Here is an 18,820-nt window from a genome sequence, read left to right as displayed (position 1 = left end):
CCGGGGTGTTTTCGTCGTACGCGAGGGCTAGCGTCCTGATGTGACCACCTCCCGATCGACAGCTCCGCGTGGCGGCACGGCCGGTGCCCCCCGTGGTCGGTCCGCCGCCCGCGAGCCGCGCCCGGCCTACCAGTGCGACGCCTGCGGGCACCAGCCACCCAAGTGGGTGGGGCGCTGCCCGGAGTGCGGCGAGTGGGGGGCGGTCGTCGAGCACACCGTGACCGGCCCGACGGTCTCCGGTCGGGTGGTCAGCTCCCGGATGCCGTCCGAGCCGGCCCGACCGATCGCCACCATCAGCGCCGCTCCGGCCCGCGCGGTGCCCACCGGGGTGAGCGAGCTCGACCGGGTGCTCGGCGGCGGCCTGGTCCCGGGTGCCGTGGTGCTGCTCGCCGGCGAGCCCGGCGTGGGCAAGTCGACCCTCCTTCTCGATGTGGCACAGCAGTGGGCGGTCGGCGCCGGCAGCCCCTCGCTGGTGGTCAGCGGCGAAGAGTCGGTCAGTCAGGTGCGCCTGCGCGCCGAGCGGATGGGCACCCTGCACGAGCGGCTCTACCTCGCCGCGGAGAGCGACCTCGGCTCGGTGCTCGGTCACCTCGACGCGGTCAAGCCGGGCCTGTTGGTGCTCGACTCGGTGCAGACCATCTCGACCACCGGCACCGAGGGTGTGCCCGGTGGGGTCACCCAGGTCCGCGCGGTCACCGCCGCGCTGGTCTCGGTCGCCAAGGAGCGGGGCATCGCCACAGTGCTGGTCGGGCACGTCACCAAGGACGGCCAGGTGGCCGGGCCTCGGGTGCTGGAGCACCTGGTCGATGTGGTGCTGCACTTCGAGGGCGACAAGCACTCGTCGCTGCGCCTGGTGCGCGGCGTGAAGAACAGGTTCGGCGCGGCCGACGAGGTCGGCTGCTTCGAGATGCACGAGGGCGGCATCAGCAGCCTGGCCGACCCGTCCGGGCTGTTCCTGACCCGCTACGCGGAACCGGTCCCGGGCACCTGCGTGACGGTGGCCATGGAGGGGCGGCGGGCCCTCGTCACCGAGGTGCAGGCGTTGATCGGCGCGACAGTGGCGGGCTCTCCCCGGCGCACCGTCTCCGGTCTCGACTCCGCGCGACTGGCGATGGTGCTCGCGGTGCTGCAACGGCGCACCGAGCGGCTGACCCTGCACGACCGGGAGGTCTTCGCCGCCACTGTGGGCGGGATCCGGGTGGTGGAGCCGGCCGCCGACCTGGCGGTGGCTCTGGCGGTCGCCTCCGGCGGGCTCAACCTGGCGATCGCGCCGCACCTGGTGGCGATCGGTGAGGTGGGGCTGACCGGCGAGGTGCGCCGGGTCGGGGCGGTGCCACGCCGGCTGGCCGAGGCCGCCCGGCTGGGGTTCAAGGTGGCCCTGGTGCCGCCCGGCTGCGGCCCGACCAGCACCGGCGCCGGCCCCGAGCAGATGCGGGTGACCGAGGTCACCGACGTCCGTTCGGCGCTGCACCATGCGGCTCGCGCGTCCGCCGAGTGACCCACCGTGCCGACGAGGGCGGCGAAACCGGACAGCACGTCGCAAGCGGGAAACGTTGGAAAGGGCGGCATCGTGACACATCACAGTAACCACGACAGCACCCACCGCACGGCAGTCCGTAGACTGTGCCCGTGCCGATCGACCGCGATACCACCAAGCCAGCCGGCGCGCCGCCCCAGGCCCGCACCGGCGCCGTGGGCTCGCCCGCCCGCCCGATCAGCGTGAGCGTGACTGCGGGGGCCGCCGGGAGCGCCGGAGATCCGCTACGGGCCAATCTCGCCCTGATGGCACCGGGCACTGCGCTGCGCGACGGTCTGGAGCGCATCCTGCGAGGTCGCACGGGCGCGCTCATCGTGCTGGGCTACGACAAGGTGGTCGAGGGCCTCTGCACCGGTGGCTTCCCGCTGGACGTGGAGTTCTCCGCGACCCGCGTGCGCGAGCTGTGCAAGATGGACGGCGCTGTCGTGCTCTCCAGCGACGGCACGAGGATCGTCCGGGCAGCGGTGCACCTGATGCCCGACCCGTCCATCCCGACCGAAGAGTCCGGCACCCGGCACCGCACCGCCGAGCGGGTGGCCCGCCAGACCGGCTACCCGGTCATCTCGGTCAGCCAGTCCATGCGGATCATCAGCCTCTACGTCAACGGCCAACGGCACGTGCTCGACGACTCGGCGGCCATCCTCTCCCGCGCCAACCAGGCGCTCGCCACCCTGGAGCGCTACAAGCTCCGGCTGGACGAGGTCTCCGGCACGCTCTCCGCCCTGGAGATCGAGGATCTGGTCACCGTGCGGGACGCGGTGGCAGTGGTGCAACGGCTGGAGATGGTTCGCCGGATCGCCGACGAGATCGCCGGCTACGTGGTGGAGCTGGGCACCGACGGCCGCCTGCTCGCCCTGCAACTCGACGAGCTGATGGCCGGCGTTGACGCCGACCGGACGCTGGTCATCCGGGACTACCTCCCCGTCGGCCGCAAGTCGCGCACCCTGGACGAGGCTCTCGTCGAGCTGGACCTGCTCGGTGCCACCGAGCTGATCGACCTGGTGTCGGTGGCCAAGGCCATCGGCTACCCGGCCGCGTCCGACGCGCTCGACGCCGCGGTCAGCCCGCGCGGCTTCCGACTGCTGGCCAAGGTGCCCCGGCTGCCGGTGGCAGTGGTCGATCGCCTGGTGCTGCACTTCGGCAGCCTTCAGCGTCTGCTCGGCGCGACAGTGGAAGACCTGCAAGCCGTCGAGGGGGTCGGCGACGCCCGGGCCCGCGGCGTCCGTGAGGGGCTGTCCCGGCTCGCCGAGGCATCCATCCTGGAACGTTACGTCTGACCCGGCTCAGCCGGTGACGGTGAGCTTCACCGGGTCGCTGAGCTTCGTGCCGACCCGGGCCAACACCTGGTACGACCCGACCGGCGCGAACGGTCCTCCGGCCAGCGCGCCGTCACAACGGCTGGTGTCCCGCCCGTTCCAGGGCACCTGGTAGGAGCGCTCGAAATTCGGCGTGAAGGACTGCACGTCCGAGCCCTCGACCTTGCCGCAGGTGTCCGACGACCAGACCTTCTCGGCCCCGGACTTGATGAAGATCTCCTGGAGGTCGGCGCCGACGTTGCGACTGCACGTCCGGTCCGACGTGTTCTTGATCCTCAGTTGCAGCTCGACCACCGCGCCCCGCTGCACCGAGGTCGGGCTCGCCGACGAGACCACGCTGATCTCGCCGTCGGTGCAGGTGCCGTCGTCCTCCGAACCGGCCGCCGCGCCCAGCGGCGGTGTGTTGCTGGTGATCCCCGGGCTCGGACTCGTCGCACCCGAATCAGCGGACGCGGACGACGCCGGAGCGCCGGTCTGCGGTGTCAGCACCGGCCCTGCGGGGCCTGACGTCGCGGCGGACGTCGCCGACGGCGACCCTCCCGCCTTCGGATCCTTGTCGCCGGAACGACCCGAACCGGTACAGGAGTAGAGCAGGACAATCAGGAACAGGAACCCCGCTCCGAGTACGACGGCGCGACGCCGCCAGTACACGGCGGGTGCCAGGGGGCCGACCGTCAGACGCATGATGCCCTCCACCGTAGCCGCGCCGTACCCGGCAGTGCGGCGCGACGCGCCGGAGCCACTCCGAGACGCCCGCGCAGCCCTCCACTGAGGACGGTCCGCCACCCGGTCACAGGTAGACCTTGCGCTGATAGACCGCGTGCGCACCGGCCACCCGGTCCAGGAAGAGCAGCCCCGCACAGTGGTCGATCTCGTGCTGCAACGCCCGAGCCTCGAAGCCGTCGGTCACCAGCCGGACCGGCTCGCCGCTGCCCGGCAGATCACCCTCCACCACCAGCCGGCTGGCCCGCTTCACGTCGCCGGTCAGGTCCGGCACCGACATGCAGCCCTCCCGGCCCGGCTTCCACCGCGTCGCCTCGACCACGCGCGCGTTGCACAACACGAAGGTGCCGTGCACCGTCACCGCCTTGGGGTGCCCGGTCACGTCGACGGCGAAGACCCGAGCGCCCACCCCGACCTGCGGCGCGGCCAACCCCACGCAGCCCGGCGAGACCTTCATCGTGGCGATCAGGTCGGCCGCGAGTTGGACCGTCTCCTTTGCCGTGGGGTCGACCTCGTCCGCGGCCCGACTCAGCACCGGATGCGGGGCGGACACCACCGCCCGCACCTCGCCCGGCACGTCCAGTGACTCCGGAGTCCAGTCCCCCAGGCCGACCTCCGGCCCGCGCTCCTCGCCGGTCACAACAGGTCCGGGTCCGCCGGGCGGAGGGTGACCTCCACGCCCAGCTCGGCAGCCGTCCGGTGCAGCCGGTCGAGCAGAGTCTCCGCCACACCGGCCGGCAACTCGACCTCCGCCAGGACCACGTAGAGCGCACCGGTCAACCGGGTACTCAGGTCGGTGACATTCCCCCCGGCGTCCACCAGCACCCTCGTCATCGCCGCCACGATCCCCATCCGGTCCGAACCGTGCACCGCCATCACGTACGGCTCACCCACCGGAGGAACATCGCCGTCCGGGGTGACCGCGCGTACCGTCGCCAGCAGCTGGCCCTCGGCGGCCAGCGACGCCAGTGCGGCCTCGACCTCGGCGGCGGCCGGGCCGGTGCAGATGAGGGTCATCGCGAAATGCCCCCGCAGCCGCGTCATCGTGCTGTCGGTGAGGTTCGCGCCCAGTCGGGCCAGCACCTCCGCGACGTCGGCCACGATGCCCGGCCGGTCCCGACCGATGACGGTGATCGCGAGCTCGTTCATCCGCGCATTCTCCCCCGCCCGCCGAACGAGGACGTGGCACCCCGCCCGAGCCGCCCAACCAACGGGAACGCCGGGCGTGACATCATCGACGACGCCATGACTCAACCCGACTTCGCCACCCTGGTCAGCCGGTGGTTCCAGCAGCACGCCCGTGACCTGCCGTGGCGCGAGCCCGGCGTCACCCCGTGGGCCATCCTGGTCAGCGAGGTCATGCTCCAGCAGACACCGGTGGTCCGGGTGGTGCCGGCCTGGCTGGCCTGGCTGGCCCGCTGGCCCGACCCGGCCGCGTTGGCGGCGGACACCCCGGCCGAGGCGATCCGGATGTGGGGACGCCTCGGCTACCCCCGCCGGGCGGTCCGGCTCCGCGAATGCGCGGTCGCGATCGTCGACCGGCACGGCGGCCAGGTGCCGGACCGGCTGGAGCAACTACTCGCTCTGCCCGGCGTCGGCACGTACACCGCGCGGGCGGTGGCCGCCTTCGCGTACGGGCAGCGGCACCCGGTCGTCGACACCAACGTACGCCGGGTGGTGTGCCGGGCGGTGGCCGGCGAACCGGACGCCGGGCCCGTCACCCGGCCAGCGGACCTGGTCGCCACCGAAGAGCTGCTTCCGACCGAACCGGCCGCAGCGGCACTGGCCAGCGCCGCGTTCATGGAACTGGGCGCGGTGATCTGCACGGCCCGGTCACCGCGCTGCACAGCCTGCCCCGTCGAGTCGGTCTGCGCCTGGCGAGCGTCCGGCCAGGAGGCGCCGGCCGGGCCGACCCGTCGACCCCAGCGGTACGCGGGCACCGACCGACAGGTCCGCGGTCTGTTGCTCGGAGTGCTCCGGGACAGCACCGGACCGGTCCCACACCAGCGGTTGGACCAGGTCTGGACCGACGACGTGCAACGCGCCCGCGCCCTCGCCGGGCTGGTGCAGGACGGGCTGGTCGAACCCGTTGGCAGCGACTCCTTCCGCCTGGCCGGTGACGGCCCGTCCCTGCCAACAGCGGACCTGACCACCTGACCTTCCACGGGCGCATCCTGCGCGCCAACTGAGGGGCTGCGCGGCCGTCCGCCCGCCCGCTCGGCCCGCCCGCCTGCTCGGCCCGCACGCCCGCACGCCAGCTCGGCCCGCACGCCCGCACGCCAGCTCGGCCCGCACGCCAGCTCGGCCTACGCGGCACGCAAAGGCCGCGATCCGCGCCTTTCACCTCAAGATCGTGCTCGATCCTGGATGTAGTGGTGTCGGGCAAGCCGGATGCCACTACATCCAGGTAGCTGCGCGATCTTGGGAGCCGAGCCCTTCACGGGGAGCGGGGACAGCGGCGAGGCGGTGTGCGGGGCACGAAAAGGCGGGGCCCCGGTGGCTTGCGCCACCGGGGCCCCGCCCCTTGCTGGTTGTGTTACTCGTCCACGCCCGCGGCGGCGGCGGTGCCAGCGGCAGTGCCACCGAGGTCGGCCGGGACGGCGTCCGGAACTTCGATCGGCTTTTCCGAGCCCCGGAAAACGAGCTTGGACTTGTCGATGTCGTCCGGGTCGCCCTCGCAGTCCACCACGATGATCTGACCCGGGATCAGCTCGTTGAACAGGATCCGCTCGGAGAGGTTGTCCTCGATGTCGCGCTGGATCGTGCGACGAAGCGGACGGGCACCGAGCACCGGGTCGAAGCCCTTCGCGGCCAGGTACTTCTTGGCGTTGTCGGTCAGCTCCAGACCCATGTCCTTGTTCCGCAGTTGGCCCTCGATCCGCTGGATCATGATGTCCACGATCGAGAGGATCTCGCTCTGGCGCAGCTGGTGGAAGACGATGGTGTCGTCGATCCGGTTGAGGAACTCAGGCCGGAAGTGCTGCTTGAGCTCGTCGTTGACCTTCTGCTTCATCCGGTCGTAGGTGGACTCGGAGTCCTCCGACTGCTGGAAGCCCAGCGACACCGCCTTGGCGACGTCACGGGTGCCCAGGTTGGTGGTCAGGATGATGACCGTGTTCTTGAAGTCCACGATCCGACCCTGACCGTCGGTGAGCCGACCGTCTTCGAGGATCTGCAGGAGCGTGTTGAACACGTCCGGGTGGGCCTTCTCGATCTCGTCGAAGAGGACCACCGAGAACGGCCGACGCCGCACCTTCTCGGTCAGCTGCCCGCCCTCGTCGTAGCCGACGTAGCCGGGAGGGGCACCCACGAGCCGGGAGACCGTGTAACGGTCGTGGAACTCGGACATGTCCAGCTGGATGAGGGCGTCCTCGCTGCCGAAGAGGAACTCGGCGAGCGCCTTGGACAGCTCGGTCTTACCGACACCGGACGGGCCGGCGAAGATGAACGAGCCCGACGGGCGCTTCGGGTCCTTCAGGCCGGCCCGGGTACGCCGGATCGCCTTCGAGACCGCCTTGACCGCGTCCTCCTGGCCGATGACGCGCTTGTGCAGCTCGTCCTCCATGCGCAGCAGGCGCGAGGTCTCCTCCTCGGTCAGCTTGTAGACCGGGATGCCGGTCCAGTTGCCGAGAACCTCGGCGATCTGCTCGTCGTCGACCTCGCTGACGACGTCCAGGTCACCGGCCTTCCACTCCTTCTCCCGCTGAGCCTTCTGGCCGAGGAGCTGCTTCTCCTTGTCGCGCAGCTGGGCGGCGCGCTCGAAGTCCTGCGCGTCGATCGCGGACTCCTTGTCGCGACGCACCTGGGCGATGCGCTCGTCGAAGTCACGCAGGTCTGGCGGCGCGGTCATCCGACGGATCCGCATCCGGGCACCGGCCTCGTCGATCAGGTCGATCGCCTTGTCCGGGAGGAAGCGGTCGGAGATGTACCGGTCAGCCAGAGTCGCGGCAGCCACGAGGGCGGCGTCCGTGATCGAGACGCGGTGGTGAGCCTCGTAGCGGTCCCGCAGGCCCTTGAGGATCTCGATGGTGTGGGCCAGCGACGGCTCACCCACCTGGATCGGCTGGAAGCGGCGCTCGAGAGCGGCGTCCTTCTCCAGGTGCTTGCGGTACTCGTCGAGCGTGGTGGCACCGATGGTCTGCAGCTCACCGCGGGCCAGCATCGGCTTGAGGATGCTCGCGGCGTCGATCGCGCCCTCGGCGGCACCCGCACCCACCAGGGTGTGGATCTCGTCGATGAACAGGATGATGTCGCCGCGGGTGCGGATCTCCTTGAGCACCTTCTTGAGGCGCTCCTCGAAGTCACCGCGGTAGCGGGAACCGGCGACGAGCGCGCCCAGGTCGAGCGTGTAGAGCTGCTTGTCCTTGAGGGTCTCGGGCACCTCGCCCTTGATGATCTTCTGGGACAGGCCCTCCACCACGGCGGTCTTACCGACGCCGGGCTCACCGATCAGGACCGGGTTGTTCTTGGTACGGCGGGAGAGCACCTGCATGACCCGCTCGATTTCCTTCTCGCGCCCGATGACCGGGTCGAGCTTGCCCTCGCGGGCGGCCTGGGTCAGGTTGCGGCCGAACTGGTCCAGCACCAGGCTGGTCGACGGCGCGGCCTCACCCGGCGCGGCGCCCGCCGCGGCAGGCTCCTTGCCCTGGTAGCCGGAGAGCAGCTGGATCACCTGCTGGCGGACCCGGTTGAGGTCGGCGCCGAGCTTGACCAGCACCTGGGCGGCGACGCCCTCGCCCTCACGGATCAGCCCGAGCAGGATGTGCTCGGTGCCGATGTAGTTGTGGCCGAGCTGCAGCGCCTCGCGCAGCGACAGCTCCAGCACCTTCTTGGCCCGCGGCGTGAACGGGATGTGCCCGCTCGGCGCCTGCTGGCCCTGGCCGATGATCTCCTCGACCTGCTGGCGGACGCCCTCCAGGGAGATGCCGAGGCTCTCCAGGGCCTTTGCCGCGACGCCTTCACCTTCGTGGATCAGGCCCAGCAGGATGTGTTCCGTACCGATGTAGTTGTGGTTGAGCATCCGGGCCTCTTCTTGGGCCAGGACGACAACCCGTCGCGCTCGGTCGGTGAACCGCTCGAACATGCCCTCGTGCTCCTCACGTGCCGTGCGCCTTGATGGTCAAGATCTTGGCGGGGCCGGTGCACGAACGTCCAGGACGGGCGTCCGTGCCTCCTTACTCTATCGTCGCTGACCGACTCCGCTGAGGTCGTGTGTCTCTGCTCTGGGTCGGTTCCACGTCGTTTTGAACAACCGTCCGCGCTCAGGAGGTGTTCCGGTAGCCCTGTCGCTACGCGCAGAGCGAAATCCGACTGACTCGACGGAAGCCCCATCCGGGGTCCCGAAGCGCTCCGGGAGGCCCCGGAGGGCGGACCGGCGGTCGCGACGAGCGCCGCGCCGGCCCTTGGGGAAGGTTATCCACAGGCTGTGGACAGCTGTTCCACTGGTTGTGGACAACGCCGGTGGGCCCGGAATGCTTCCCGGCCCCGAACGGGCACGACGACGCCGGCCGGATACGGCGACGCCGGCCCGGAGGACTCCTCCGGCCCGGCGTCGGTGTCGCCTGCGGTGACGGCTCGCCACCAAGCTGCTGACGGATCAGCGCTTCGCGTGGAACTCGTCCACGATCTCCTGCGGGATACGACCCCGGTCCGAGATGTCCTTGCCGGCCTTCTTGGCCCACTCCCGGATCGCCTTGTTCTGTTCCCGATCGGCGGTCGCGCCACCCCGACCGCGGGCAGCCCGCCCACCGATCACGACACCGCCGCGGCCGACCTTGGTGCCGGCACCCACGTACGACGCAAATGCATCGCGCAATTTCGCGGCGTTGGCGCTCGACAGGTCGATCTCGTACTGAACGCCGTCGAGGGCGAACTTGACGGTCTCGTCCGCGTCCCCGCCGTCCAGGTCATCGACCAGCTTGTGAATGATCTGCTTGGCCACGTCCCACATTCCTTTCGAGCAGGGTGCTCCTGCTAACGAGAGCACAATAACCCCCGCGCTGCTCGTCGCGTCAATAGGCTCCGGTTACGGCTCGGCGTACGAGCGGACGGGACTACTCCGGGCGGACCAACGGGAAGAGGATCGTTTCCCGAATTCCGAGGCCGGTCAGGGCCATCAAGAGGCGGTCGATTCCCATTCCCATACCGCCGGCCGGCGGCATTCCATACTCCATCGCCCGAAGAAAGTCCTCGTCGAGACGCATCGCCTCGTCGTCGCCGCGAGCCGCGAGCTGCGCCTGGGCCACCAGCCGCTCCCGCTGCACGATCGGGTCGACCAGCTCGGAGTACCCGGTGCCCAGCTCGAAACCGAGCACGTAGAGGTCCCACTTCTCGGCCAGACCCGGCTCGCTGCGGTGGCCTCGGGTGAGCGGGCTGGTCTCCTCCGGGTAGTCCCGCACGAAGGTGGGTGCCTCAAGGCTGGGAACGACCAGCTCCTCGAACAGTTCCTCGGCCAGCTTGCCCGGCCCCCACTTCGGGTCGACCGCCAATCCCACCTTGTCCGCGTACTCCACCAGACGGGTCCGGTCGGTGCGGACCGTGACCTCCTCGCCGAGCGCTTCGGAAAGCACGCCGAAGAGTGTCACCGACCGCCACTCACCACCCAGGTCGAACTCCCGCCCGTCGGCGTGGGTCACCACCGTCGAACCGCTCACCGCGATCGCCGCCTGTTGCACGAGATTACGGGTCAGCTCGCCGATCGTGTTGTAGTCCCCGTACGCCTGGTACGTCTCCAGCATCGCGAACTCCGGCGAGTGCGAAGAGTCGACACCCTCATTACGGAAGTTGCGGTTGATCTCGAAGACGCGGTCGACGCCGCCGACCACAGCGCGCTTGAGAAACAGTTCGGGAGCGATTCGCAGATACAGATCGGTGTTCAACGCATTGCTGTGGGTCACGAACGGTCGGGCCGTCGCACCGCCATGCAGCAGTTGCAACATCGGCGTTTCCACCTCGATGAAGCCCTGTCCGTGCAGTGAATCGCGCAGACTGCGCACCGCGGCTGCCCGGGTACGCACCATCTCCCGAGCCTGCGGCCGGACAATCAGGTCGACATAACGCTGCCGGACGCGTGCCTCCTCGGAGAGGGGCTTGTGGGCAACCGGCAACGGTCGCAACGCCTTGGCGGTCATTTCCCATTGCTGGGCCAACACCGACAGCTCACCCCGACGGCTGGTGATCACCTCGCCGGTGACGCCGACGTGGTCGCCGAGGTCGACGAGGCGCTTCCACGCCTCCAGCCGCTCCGGCCCGACCCGGTCCAGTGAGAGCATCGCCTGCAACTCGGTGCCGTCGCCGTCCCGGAGGGTGGCGAAGCAGAGCTTGCCCGTGTTGCGTACGAAGATCACCCGGCCGGTGACAGCGACCTGGTCGCCGGTCGCGGTGTCGGTGGGCAGGTCGGCGTAGGCCGCCCGGACCTGCGCCAGGGTCGTCGTGCGGGGGAAGCCGACCGGGTAGGGCTCGACGCCCTCGGCGAGCATCCGGTCCCGCTTCTCCCGGCGGACCTTCATCTGCTCGGGAAGGTCGTCGGCGGGGTCCACTGGCACGGGGTTCTGCTCGGTCACGGCACGCTTCCTCGTCACGGAGATACAGGGGGTCAGGGCCGAGCGTACTCAAGCGCGCCTGAGGCCGTTACGGGATAACCTGCCCGTCATGGTCGATCACACTCACGCCCTGTCGTTCGGTGTCGCTGCGAGTGATTACGACCGGTTTCGGCCACGCTATCCCGAGGCTGCGGTCAGCTGGGCACTCGACGGGCTGAGCGAAGCCCGGGTGGTCGATCTCGCGGCGGGCACCGGCATCCTGACCCGCGCTGTGCTGGCACTGGGTCACGAGGTCGTGCCGGTCGAGCCCGATCCGGGGATGCGGGCGCAGCTCGCCGCCAGCACCCCGGGCACGACGGCGCTGGCGGGCAGCGCCGAGGCCATGCCGCTGCCCGACGCGACGGTGGACGCGGTGCTGGTGGGGACGGCGTACCACTGGTTCGACCGGGGGCCCGCGCACGCCGAGATCGCCCGGGTGCTCCGCACCGGAGGCACCTTCGCCCCCATCTGGAACATCCGGGACGGCAGCGTCGACTGGGTGGCCGAGCTGGGTCGTATCGCCCACTTCGGAGACAAGTCGACCAGTCAGGTCTTCGGAGAGGGCGCCGACTTCGGCCCCGCGTTCGACGCCGTCGAGAAGCGCGAGTTCACGCACCGCACCACGCTCACGCCGGACGAACTGTTCGGCATGGTCCGCACCCGCTCGTACTGGCTCACCGCCTCCACCGACGATCAGCGGCGGGTCGAGCGGGAGCTGACCGACCTCCTGAACACGCATCCCGCCCTGGCTGGCCGGGACACCATCGAACTGCCGTACCGGACGCTGGTGCTGCGCGCCCGGCGGCGCTGACGCCCGCACGGAGGCCGGCCCGACGGCGGCCGGGGTCAGGTGTTGCGGTCGTAGACCATCCGCAGACCGATCAGGGTGATCATCGGCTCGTGGTGGGTGATGCTGCGACACTCGTTGATCACCAGAGAGGCGAGGCCGCCGGTGGCGATCACCGCCCGCACCTCGCCCAACTCCTCGGTCATCCGCTCGACGATCCGGTCCACCTGCCCGGCGAAGCCGAAGTACAGGCCGGCCTGGAGGCACTCCACGGTGTTCTTGCCGATCACCGAGCGGGGCTTGGTGGCCTCGACCTTGCGCAGTTGCGCGGCCCGGGCGGCCAGCGCGTCGAAGGATATCTCGATGCCCGGGGCGAACGCGCCGCCGAGGAACTCGCCGCGCTCGCTGATCACGTCGAAGTTGGTGGTGGTGCCGAAGTCCACAACGATCGACGGACCGCCGTAGAGGGTGTACGCCGCCAGGGTGTTCACCACCCGGTCGGAGCCCACCTCCTTGGGGTTGTCGATCGCCAACTGCACGCCGGTCCGCACGCCCGGCTCGACGACGACGCTCGGCACCTCCGCGTAGTAACGGCTGAGCATGGTGCGCAGCGACCGCAGCGCGGCCGGCACCGTGGAGCAGGCGGCCACACCGGTGATCTCGACGTTGTCCCCGGCGAGCAGACCCCGGAACATCAGGCCCAGCTCGTCCGCCGTCGAGCGGGCATCGGTCTTGATCCGCCAGGAGTGCACCAGCTTGTCGCCGTCGAAGGTCGCCAGCACGGTGTTGGTGTTTCCGATGTCGATGCAGAGCAGCACGCACGCAGCCTAGACAACTACTCGCTGCGCAGGTCCAGCGCGATGTCCAGGATCGGCGACGAGTGCGTCAGCGCGCCCACCGAGAGGAAGTCCACGCCGGTGGCCGCGTACCGGCCGGCCACCTCCAGGGTCAGCCCGCCGGTCGCCTCCAACTCGGCCCGGTCACCCACCGCGGCCACCGCCCCGGCCAGCACCTCCGGCGTCATGTTGTCGCAGAGCAGGAAGTCCGCGCCGGCCTCCACCGCCTCCACCGCCTCGTCGACTGTCGTCACCTCCACCTGCACCGGCACCTCCGGGAAAGCCTCCCGGACCCGCCGGAAGGCGGCGGTGATGCCCCCGGCCGCCAGCTTGTGGTTGTCCTTGATCATGGCCACGTCGTAGAGGCCCATCCGTTTGTTGGTGCCGCCGCCGGCCCGCACCGCGTACTTCTCCAGCGCCCGCAGGCCCGGCGTCGTCTTGCGGGTGTCCAGCACCATCGCCTTCGAGCCGGCCAGCGCGTCCGCCCAGGCGCGGGTGTGGGTGGCCACCCCGGACATCCGGCAGAGCAGGTTGAGCGCCGTCCGCTCGGCCGTCAGCAGCAGCCGGGTCGGGCCGGTCACCGTCGCCAGCACGTCGCCGCGGGCCACCCGCTCGCCGTCGCGGGCCAAAACCGACACCTCGACGGTACGACCGAAGCCAGTCACCTCGCCCACCAGCTCGAACACGGCAGCGGCCACCGCCATCCCGGCCAACACCCCGTCCGCGCGGGCCACCAGGTCGGCGGTGTCGGTCTGATCCGCCGGAATGGTCGCCACGCTTGTGACGTCCAGGAAATCCGGGCCCAGATCCTCCACCAGCGCGCCCTCGATCACCTGCCGTACGTGCGCCGGATCCAACCCCGCCGCCCGCAACGCCGTCTCCGTCGACTCGATCACGAGTTTCCCTCCCACTGTTGCGTCACCCGGCCCTGCGCCCCGACCGCGCCGACCAGATGGCCCAGCCACCGTTCGTCGGCCGTCGGGAAGTCCTCCCGCCAGTGGCAGCCCCGGGTCTCACCACGGGCGTACGCGGCGGCAACCAGCGTCGACGCCACGGTGAGCAGGTTCGTCGCCTCCCAGTCGGCGGTACGCGGCCGGCCCCGGGCCGCGCCCAGGTCGGTCAACGTGCCGGCCGTCCTGGCCAACGTCGCCGCGGATCGGAGCACCCCCGCCCCCCGGGTCATCGCCCGTTGCAGGGTCGGCGTCACCTCCGCGGGCAGCACCCAACCCGTCCCGCCACGCCACGCGCCGGTGTCCGCCGGCTGGGCCTGCTCGGGCAGGCCGGCCGCGATGTCCTCGGCGATCCGCCGGGAGAAGACCAGACCCTCCAGCAACGAGTTGCTGGCCAGCCGGTTCGCGCCGTGCACACCCGTGCAGGCCACCTCGCCGCAGGCGTACAGGCCCGGGATGGAGGTACGGCCGCGCAGGTCGGTCCGGACCCCGCCGGAGGCGTAGTGGGCGGCCGGGGCCACCGGGATCAGATCGGTCGCCGGGTCCACGCCGATCGCCAGGCAGGACGCCACGATGGTGGGGAACCGACCGGCCAGGAAATCGCCGCCCAGGTGCCGTGCGTCGAGGAAGACGTGGTCCGCGCCGGTGGCCAGCAGCACCCGGTGGATGCCCTTGGCCACCACGTCCCGGGGTGCCAGCTCGGCCAATTCGTGCTGGCCCACCATGAACCTCTTGCCGTCCCCGTCCACCAGGTACGCGCCCTCGCCGCGCAACGCCTCCGAGACCAGCGGCTGCTGCGCGTGCCCCGCCCCGGGCACCCCCGCGCCGGACGGGGTGATCAGCGCAGTCGGGTGGAACTGGACGAACTCCACGTCGGTCACGGCCGCGCCGGCCCGCAGCGCCAGCGCCACCCCGTCCCCGGTGGAGACCGCCGGGTTGGTGGTGGCCGAGAAGATCTGCCCCATGCCACCGGTGGCGAGCACGACGGCACGGGCCAGCAGCGCGCCGACGCCGTCCTCGCTGCCCTCACCCAACACGTGCAGGGTGATCCCGCAGGCCGGGCCGAGTCCGTCCGGGCCGTCGCCCGGCGCCCGCAGGAGATCCAGCACGAGGGCGTGCTCGAACAGCCGGATCCACGGGTCGCGCTGCACCGCGGCGTGCAGGGCCCGCTGCACCTCCGCGCCGGTGGCGTCGCCGCCGGCGTGCACGATCCGGTCCGCCCGGTGCCCGCCCTCGCGGGTCAGCATCAGCGAGCCGTCCGGGTGCCGATCGAACTCGGCGCCGATCCGGATCAACTCACGGAGCCGGGTCGGGCCCTCCTCGACCAGCACCCGGACCGCCGCCGGGTCGCACAGCCCGACCCCGGCGACCTCGGTGTCCCGGGCATGCGCCGCCGGGGTGTCGGCCGGGTCGAGCACGGCGGCGATGCCACCCTGCGCCCACCGGGTCGAGCCGTCGTCAATGTTGACCTTGGTGACCACCGTGACGTGCAGACCGGCCTCCCGCAGGTGCAGCGCCGCGGTCAACCCGGCCACGCCGGAACCCACCACGATCACGTCGGTGGTCTCCACCCACCCGGGCGCGGGCGCGGCCAGCAGCGCGGGCAGGGCAGGCAGGTCGACGGTCGGAAGGTCCATCCCCCCAGTCAACCCGAACCATCCTCGCCCGGGGCGGCGGGGGCGGGACGAGTGTTTTGGGCGACCCCGTCCGTCCCGCGCCGCGCCGCGCCGACCGTCAGGCCGTGGTCACTTCGTCCGGACCGGCAGACCAGCCGGGCCCGCGCCCTTCAACGAAGCGGTCACCGTACGGTCGCTGAGCCACAGATAGCAGCGGACGCCCCGATCACCGACCTTCCAACGCCCCGCCCCCGGCGGACGGACCACCACACCGCTGCGGAAGCGCAACGTGGCGTCGTCAGGAACGCCCGCGTACCGGGCCAGGACGCTACGACAACCCGCGTAGAGCGGCAGCCAGTCGGCGTCCCGGGTCGGGTACGCCAGGTCCGGTGCGCGCCACACCCCGACGAACTCGGCGTCGTGCTGTCTGCCGCACTCCACCGGCGTCAGCGTCTGCACACCCCGCCCGGCACCACCGCGGGTCTGCTGGCAACCGAGGCGCAGCCCGGTGGGCCCCTTCAACGCGTCCCGCAGACTGCCCGACCGGACCACCACTGTCGCCGCCGCCTCGACGGTGGTCAGCTCGGTGAGGTCGCAGCGGAACCACCGGGAACCCGCCGCCCACCCCGGCCCGTTGGGCAGCGCCACTGACAGCCGCAGCCGGCCGGACCGCCATTCGTCACCCACGTAGCGGGTCGCCCGGGTGTCGCACTCGGCGAACGCACCCCGCAGCTCGGCCGAACCACCCGCCGGAGCGGCCGCCCGCTCGGCCGGGAAAGCCCCGACGTGCACCGTCTCCAAACGGTGCGGCCCGGCGCAGTCCACCGGCTCATAACTGGCCAGGCTGACCAGATCGGTGAAGTCGGCGGCGTGACACACACCGGCGGCCGGAGTGAACGCCGACGGTGCCGGTAACGCCGCCCAGTCGTCGGTCAGATCACCGTCCAGCCCGCCGGACCCGGCGCAGCCCACCAGCAGCACTGCCGTCACGGCAGCGGCGAACACTGTCGTCATGGCACGGCTCATCGCGGCCTCCCCCAGCCACCGACCGGCTTCCGCCAGCGTGCCCAGGGTAACCGGAAATGACCTTCCGGTAACAGACCGGAATCACGGTACGGGGGATCAGACTCCGGACACGGCCAACGGGCTGGGCACCGGGCTACCGGCCGTGCCAGGCGCCGCCGCAGCCGGATCGGTACCCAACTCGATCACCCGGTTGTCGGCGTCGACGTGCACGACCCGTGGCCGGTACGTCCGGGCCTCGGCGTCGTCCATCTGCCCGTACGAGATCAGAATGACCAGGTCGCCGGGGTGCACCAGGTGCGCGGCGGCGCCGTTGATGCCGATCACGCCACTGCCCCGCTCGCCCGGGATCACGTACGTCTCCAGCCGGGCGCCGTTGGTGATGTCCACGATCGCCACCTGCTCGCCGGGGAGCAGGTCGGCGGCGTCGAGCAGATCCTCGTCCACGGTCACCGAACCGACGTAGTGCAGGTCGGCCTGGGTCACCGTGGCTCGGTGGATCTTCGACTTGAGCATGGTCCGCAACATCGGAGTGGCCTTTCGCGGGTATTCGGTGGCGGGTGGTACGGCCGGGTCAGGGGCGCGGGGCGAGGTGGATCGCCGCGTTGTCGATCAACCGGGTGGCGCCCACCCAGGCGGCGATCACCAGCCGAGCAGGCCCAGCCACCGGCCCCGGTTCCAACTCGGGATCGGTGAGCACCAGGTAGTCGAGGCGGGCACCGGGCGTACCGGCGCCGAACGCGGCGTGCGCGGCGGTCAGCACCGCGGCCGCGTCCAGGCCGTCGTCGGCGGCCTGCGCGCCGGCCCGCAGCGCGGCGGACAGACTCAGCGCGGCGGCCCGCTCCGGCTCACTCAGGTAACGGTTGCGGCTGGAAAGGGCCAGCCCATCCGGCTCCCGGACGGTCGGCACGCCGACCACCTCGACCGGCACATCCAGGTCGCGGGCCATCCGCCGGACCAGGGTGAGCTGCTGGTAGTCCTTCTCGCCGAAGAACGCCAGGTCCGGCCGGGTGAGCTGGAGCAGCTTCAGCACCACAGTGAGCACCCCGTGAAAGAAGCCGGGGCGGCTCGCCCCCTCCAGCTCGACGCCGAGCTGGCCCGGATCGAGGCGTACGCGGGGCTGACCATCCGGGTACATGTCCGCCACCGACGGGGCGAAGACCAGATCCGCGCCCGCCCGCCGGCACACCTCCAGATCGGCATCAAGGGTGCGCGGGTAGCGGTCGAAGTCCTCGTTCGGCCCGAACTGCAACGGGTTCACGAAGACCGTGACCAGCACGTGGTCGGCCTGTTCCCGGGCCGCGCGCAGCAACGTCTCGTGGCCGGAGTGCAGCGCACCCATGGTCATCACCACCCCGACAGTGCCCTTCAGCCCGGCCCGGGCCTCGGCCAACTCGGCGCGCGTATGCACCACCTGGGTCATGCGGCCACCTCCCGACTGCTGTCGGCCAGCACGCCGAGCAGCGACTGCGCGTCCACCGGCCGCAACCGGCCGGCGGCGATCGCCCGGTCGGCGGTACGACGGGCCAACGCCAGGTACGCGGGGACGGATTCCGGTGCGGTGGCCGCCAACCGGGCCAGGTGCCGCTGCACGGTGCCCGCGTCGCCACGGGAGACCGGGCCGGTCAACGCGTCGTCACCGAGCCGCAGCGCGTTCTCCAGGGCGGCCCGCAGCAGCGGGGCGAGCACCTTCTCCGGCCGGGCAACCCCGGCGTCCCGCAACCGGTCGGTCGCCTCGTTGACAAGGGTCACCAGGTGATTCGCGCCGTGCGCCAGCGCGGCGTGGTAGAGCGGGCGGTCCGACTCGGCCACCCACTCGGGCACGCCACCGAGGTCGGCGACCAGCCGGGCAGCCAGCGGGCGCAGCTCCGCCGGCGCGGTCACACCGTACGAGATGCCGTCCAGCCGGGTCAGGTCGTCCGGCGTACCGGTGAAGGTCATCGCGGGGTGCAGGGCGAGTGGCCGGGCGCCGGCCGCGACGGCCGGACCGAGCACGGCCAGGCCGTGAGCCCCCGAGGTGTGCGCGACGATCTGGCCCGGGTGCAGCGCGCCCCGCTCCGCGAGGTCGGTCACCACACCGGCCAGCCTGTCGTCCGGCACCGCGATCAGCAGCAGGTCGGCGGCGGCGTGGGCCACGGCGGTGACCGGGCGACGGGGCACCTCGGGCAACAGCAGGGCGAGGCGGGCGCGGCTGGCTCCGGAGCTGCCGGAGACGGCGACCACCCGGTGCCCGGCGGCGGCGAGCACGGCGCCCAGCACGGCGCCGACCCGACCGGCGCCAATGACACCGACGGTGAGCAGACGAGAGGTGCGGGGAGTGGCGGAGGCACCGAGAACGGCGGGCCCCTGCGGGGCGGCCGAACGCGGGCGCATCGGTGCGCTCATGTCGACGATCCAGTCCTCGAGAAGGGGTACCGGTCGATCGCAAGTATGCGCCCGGCCCACCGAACCC

General features: G+C 71.3%; 17 protein-coding genes. 4 read left to right on the top strand and 13 right to left on the bottom strand.

From position 1 onward, the window contains the following. The first annotated feature begins 40 nt into the window (after positions 1–40). Both radA and disA read left to right on the top strand, forming a co-directional pair. Positions 41–1,498, top strand: a complete 1,458-nt coding sequence (gene radA, locus ACLQ3F_RS23940; protein ID WP_357206304.1) for a DNA repair protein RadA — start codon at positions 41–43, stop codon at positions 1,496–1,498. Between the two features lie 131 nt (positions 1,499–1,629). Next, a complete protein-coding gene (disA, locus tag ACLQ3F_RS23935) occupies positions 1,630–2,814 on the top strand; it encodes a DNA integrity scanning diadenylate cyclase DisA (protein WP_030327921.1) in 1,185 nt (394 codons plus the stop codon). Between the two features lie 6 nt (positions 2,815–2,820). Here the strand turns inward: disA and ACLQ3F_RS23930 are convergent, their stop codons facing one another. The 3 genes from ACLQ3F_RS23930 to ACLQ3F_RS23920 all read right to left on the bottom strand — a co-directional run bounded on the left by ACLQ3F_RS23930 (position 2,821) and on the right by ACLQ3F_RS23920 (position 4,725). Beyond that, positions 2,821–3,537 carry a hypothetical protein gene (locus ACLQ3F_RS23930; protein WP_357206302.1) on the bottom strand — a complete coding sequence of 239 codons (717 nt, stop codon included), beginning with the start codon at positions 3,535–3,537 and terminating at the stop codon, positions 2,821–2,823. 106 nt (positions 3,538–3,643) lie between these two features. Continuing rightward, positions 3,644–4,216 (bottom strand): peptide deformylase, encoded by a 573-nt coding sequence (locus ACLQ3F_RS23925; protein ID WP_350857154.1) that lies wholly within the window; start codon positions 4,214–4,216, stop codon positions 3,644–3,646. Continuing rightward, on the bottom strand, positions 4,213–4,725 hold the full coding sequence (locus tag ACLQ3F_RS23920; protein WP_355005938.1) for a glycine cleavage system protein R: 513 nt from the start codon (positions 4,723–4,725) through the stop codon (positions 4,213–4,215). Before ACLQ3F_RS23920 ends, ACLQ3F_RS23925 begins: the two co-directional genes overlap by 4 nt. Before the next feature lie 96 nt (positions 4,726–4,821). Between ACLQ3F_RS23920 and ACLQ3F_RS23915 the strand changes: the two genes are divergently transcribed. Then, positions 4,822–5,733 (top strand): A/G-specific adenine glycosylase, encoded by a 912-nt coding sequence (locus ACLQ3F_RS23915; protein ID WP_425851505.1) that lies wholly within the window; start codon positions 4,822–4,824, stop codon positions 5,731–5,733. 379 nt (positions 5,734–6,112) lie between these two features. Here ACLQ3F_RS23915 and ACLQ3F_RS23910 read toward each other — a convergent pair whose 3' ends face one another. From ACLQ3F_RS23910 to lysS, 3 genes are all read right to left on the bottom strand, one after another. After that, positions 6,113–8,659 carry an ATP-dependent Clp protease ATP-binding subunit gene (locus ACLQ3F_RS23910; RefSeq protein WP_357206436.1) on the bottom strand — a complete coding sequence of 849 codons (2,547 nt, stop codon included), beginning with the start codon at positions 8,657–8,659 and terminating at the stop codon, positions 6,113–6,115. A gap of 513 nt (positions 8,660–9,172) precedes the next feature. Next, positions 9,173–9,517, bottom strand: coding sequence for a histone-like nucleoid-structuring protein Lsr2 (locus ACLQ3F_RS23905; RefSeq protein WP_036392792.1), 345 nt, complete (start codon positions 9,515–9,517; stop codon positions 9,173–9,175). A gap of 112 nt (positions 9,518–9,629) precedes the next feature. Next, positions 9,630–11,138, bottom strand: coding sequence for a lysine--tRNA ligase (gene lysS / locus ACLQ3F_RS23900; protein ID WP_357206438.1), 1,509 nt, complete (start codon positions 11,136–11,138; stop codon positions 9,630–9,632). 88 nt (positions 11,139–11,226) lie between these two features. Between lysS and ACLQ3F_RS23895 the strand changes: the two genes are divergently transcribed. Beyond that, positions 11,227–11,967 carry a class I SAM-dependent methyltransferase gene (locus tag ACLQ3F_RS23895; RefSeq protein WP_425851504.1) on the top strand — a complete coding sequence of 247 codons (741 nt, stop codon included), beginning with the start codon at positions 11,227–11,229 and terminating at the stop codon, positions 11,965–11,967. Positions 11,968–12,002: 35 nt separating this feature from the next. Here the strand turns inward: ACLQ3F_RS23895 and ACLQ3F_RS23890 are convergent, their stop codons facing one another. From ACLQ3F_RS23890 to ACLQ3F_RS23860, 7 genes are all read right to left on the bottom strand, one after another. After that, positions 12,003–12,761 carry a type III pantothenate kinase gene (locus tag ACLQ3F_RS23890; RefSeq protein WP_355005943.1) on the bottom strand — a complete coding sequence of 253 codons (759 nt, stop codon included), beginning with the start codon at positions 12,759–12,761 and terminating at the stop codon, positions 12,003–12,005. 17 nt (positions 12,762–12,778) lie between these two features. Beyond that, positions 12,779–13,675: a carboxylating nicotinate-nucleotide diphosphorylase gene (gene nadC / locus ACLQ3F_RS23885; protein WP_355005944.1), complete on the bottom strand. Its 897-nt coding sequence runs from the start codon at positions 13,673–13,675 to the stop codon at positions 12,779–12,781. Beyond that, positions 13,672–15,366, bottom strand: coding sequence for an L-aspartate oxidase (locus ACLQ3F_RS23880; RefSeq protein WP_357206443.1), 1,695 nt, complete (start codon positions 15,364–15,366; stop codon positions 13,672–13,674). The genes nadC and ACLQ3F_RS23880 overlap by 4 nt, the downstream gene beginning before the upstream one ends. Positions 15,367–15,474: 108 nt before the next feature. After that, the gene (locus tag ACLQ3F_RS23875) at positions 15,475–16,371 is read right to left on the bottom strand and encodes a septum formation family protein (RefSeq protein WP_425851503.1); all 897 of its coding nucleotides are present in this window, start codon (positions 16,369–16,371) and stop codon (positions 15,475–15,477) included. Positions 16,372–16,467: 96 nt separating this feature from the next. Then, complete coding sequence (gene panD, locus ACLQ3F_RS23870) at positions 16,468–16,896, bottom strand: aspartate 1-decarboxylase (RefSeq protein ID WP_355005947.1); 429 nt, start codon at positions 16,894–16,896, stop codon at positions 16,468–16,470. Positions 16,897–16,942: 46 nt separating this feature from the next. Next, positions 16,943–17,791 (bottom strand): pantoate--beta-alanine ligase, encoded by an 849-nt coding sequence (panC, locus tag ACLQ3F_RS23865; RefSeq protein WP_425851501.1) that lies wholly within the window; start codon positions 17,789–17,791, stop codon positions 16,943–16,945. Beyond that, positions 17,788–18,753 carry a Rossmann-like and DUF2520 domain-containing protein gene (locus ACLQ3F_RS23860; RefSeq protein ID WP_425851499.1) on the bottom strand — a complete coding sequence of 322 codons (966 nt, stop codon included), beginning with the start codon at positions 18,751–18,753 and terminating at the stop codon, positions 17,788–17,790. The genes panC and ACLQ3F_RS23860 overlap by 4 nt, the downstream gene beginning before the upstream one ends. Positions 18,754–18,820 lie beyond the last annotated feature (67 nt).

Source organism: Micromonospora sp. DT15 (assembly GCF_049841475.1).
Taxonomy (GTDB): domain Bacteria; phylum Actinomycetota; class Actinomycetes; order Mycobacteriales; family Micromonosporaceae; genus Micromonospora.
The sequence above is the reverse complement of the archived record's forward strand: the minus strand, read 5'-3'. Positions and strand labels throughout refer to the sequence as shown.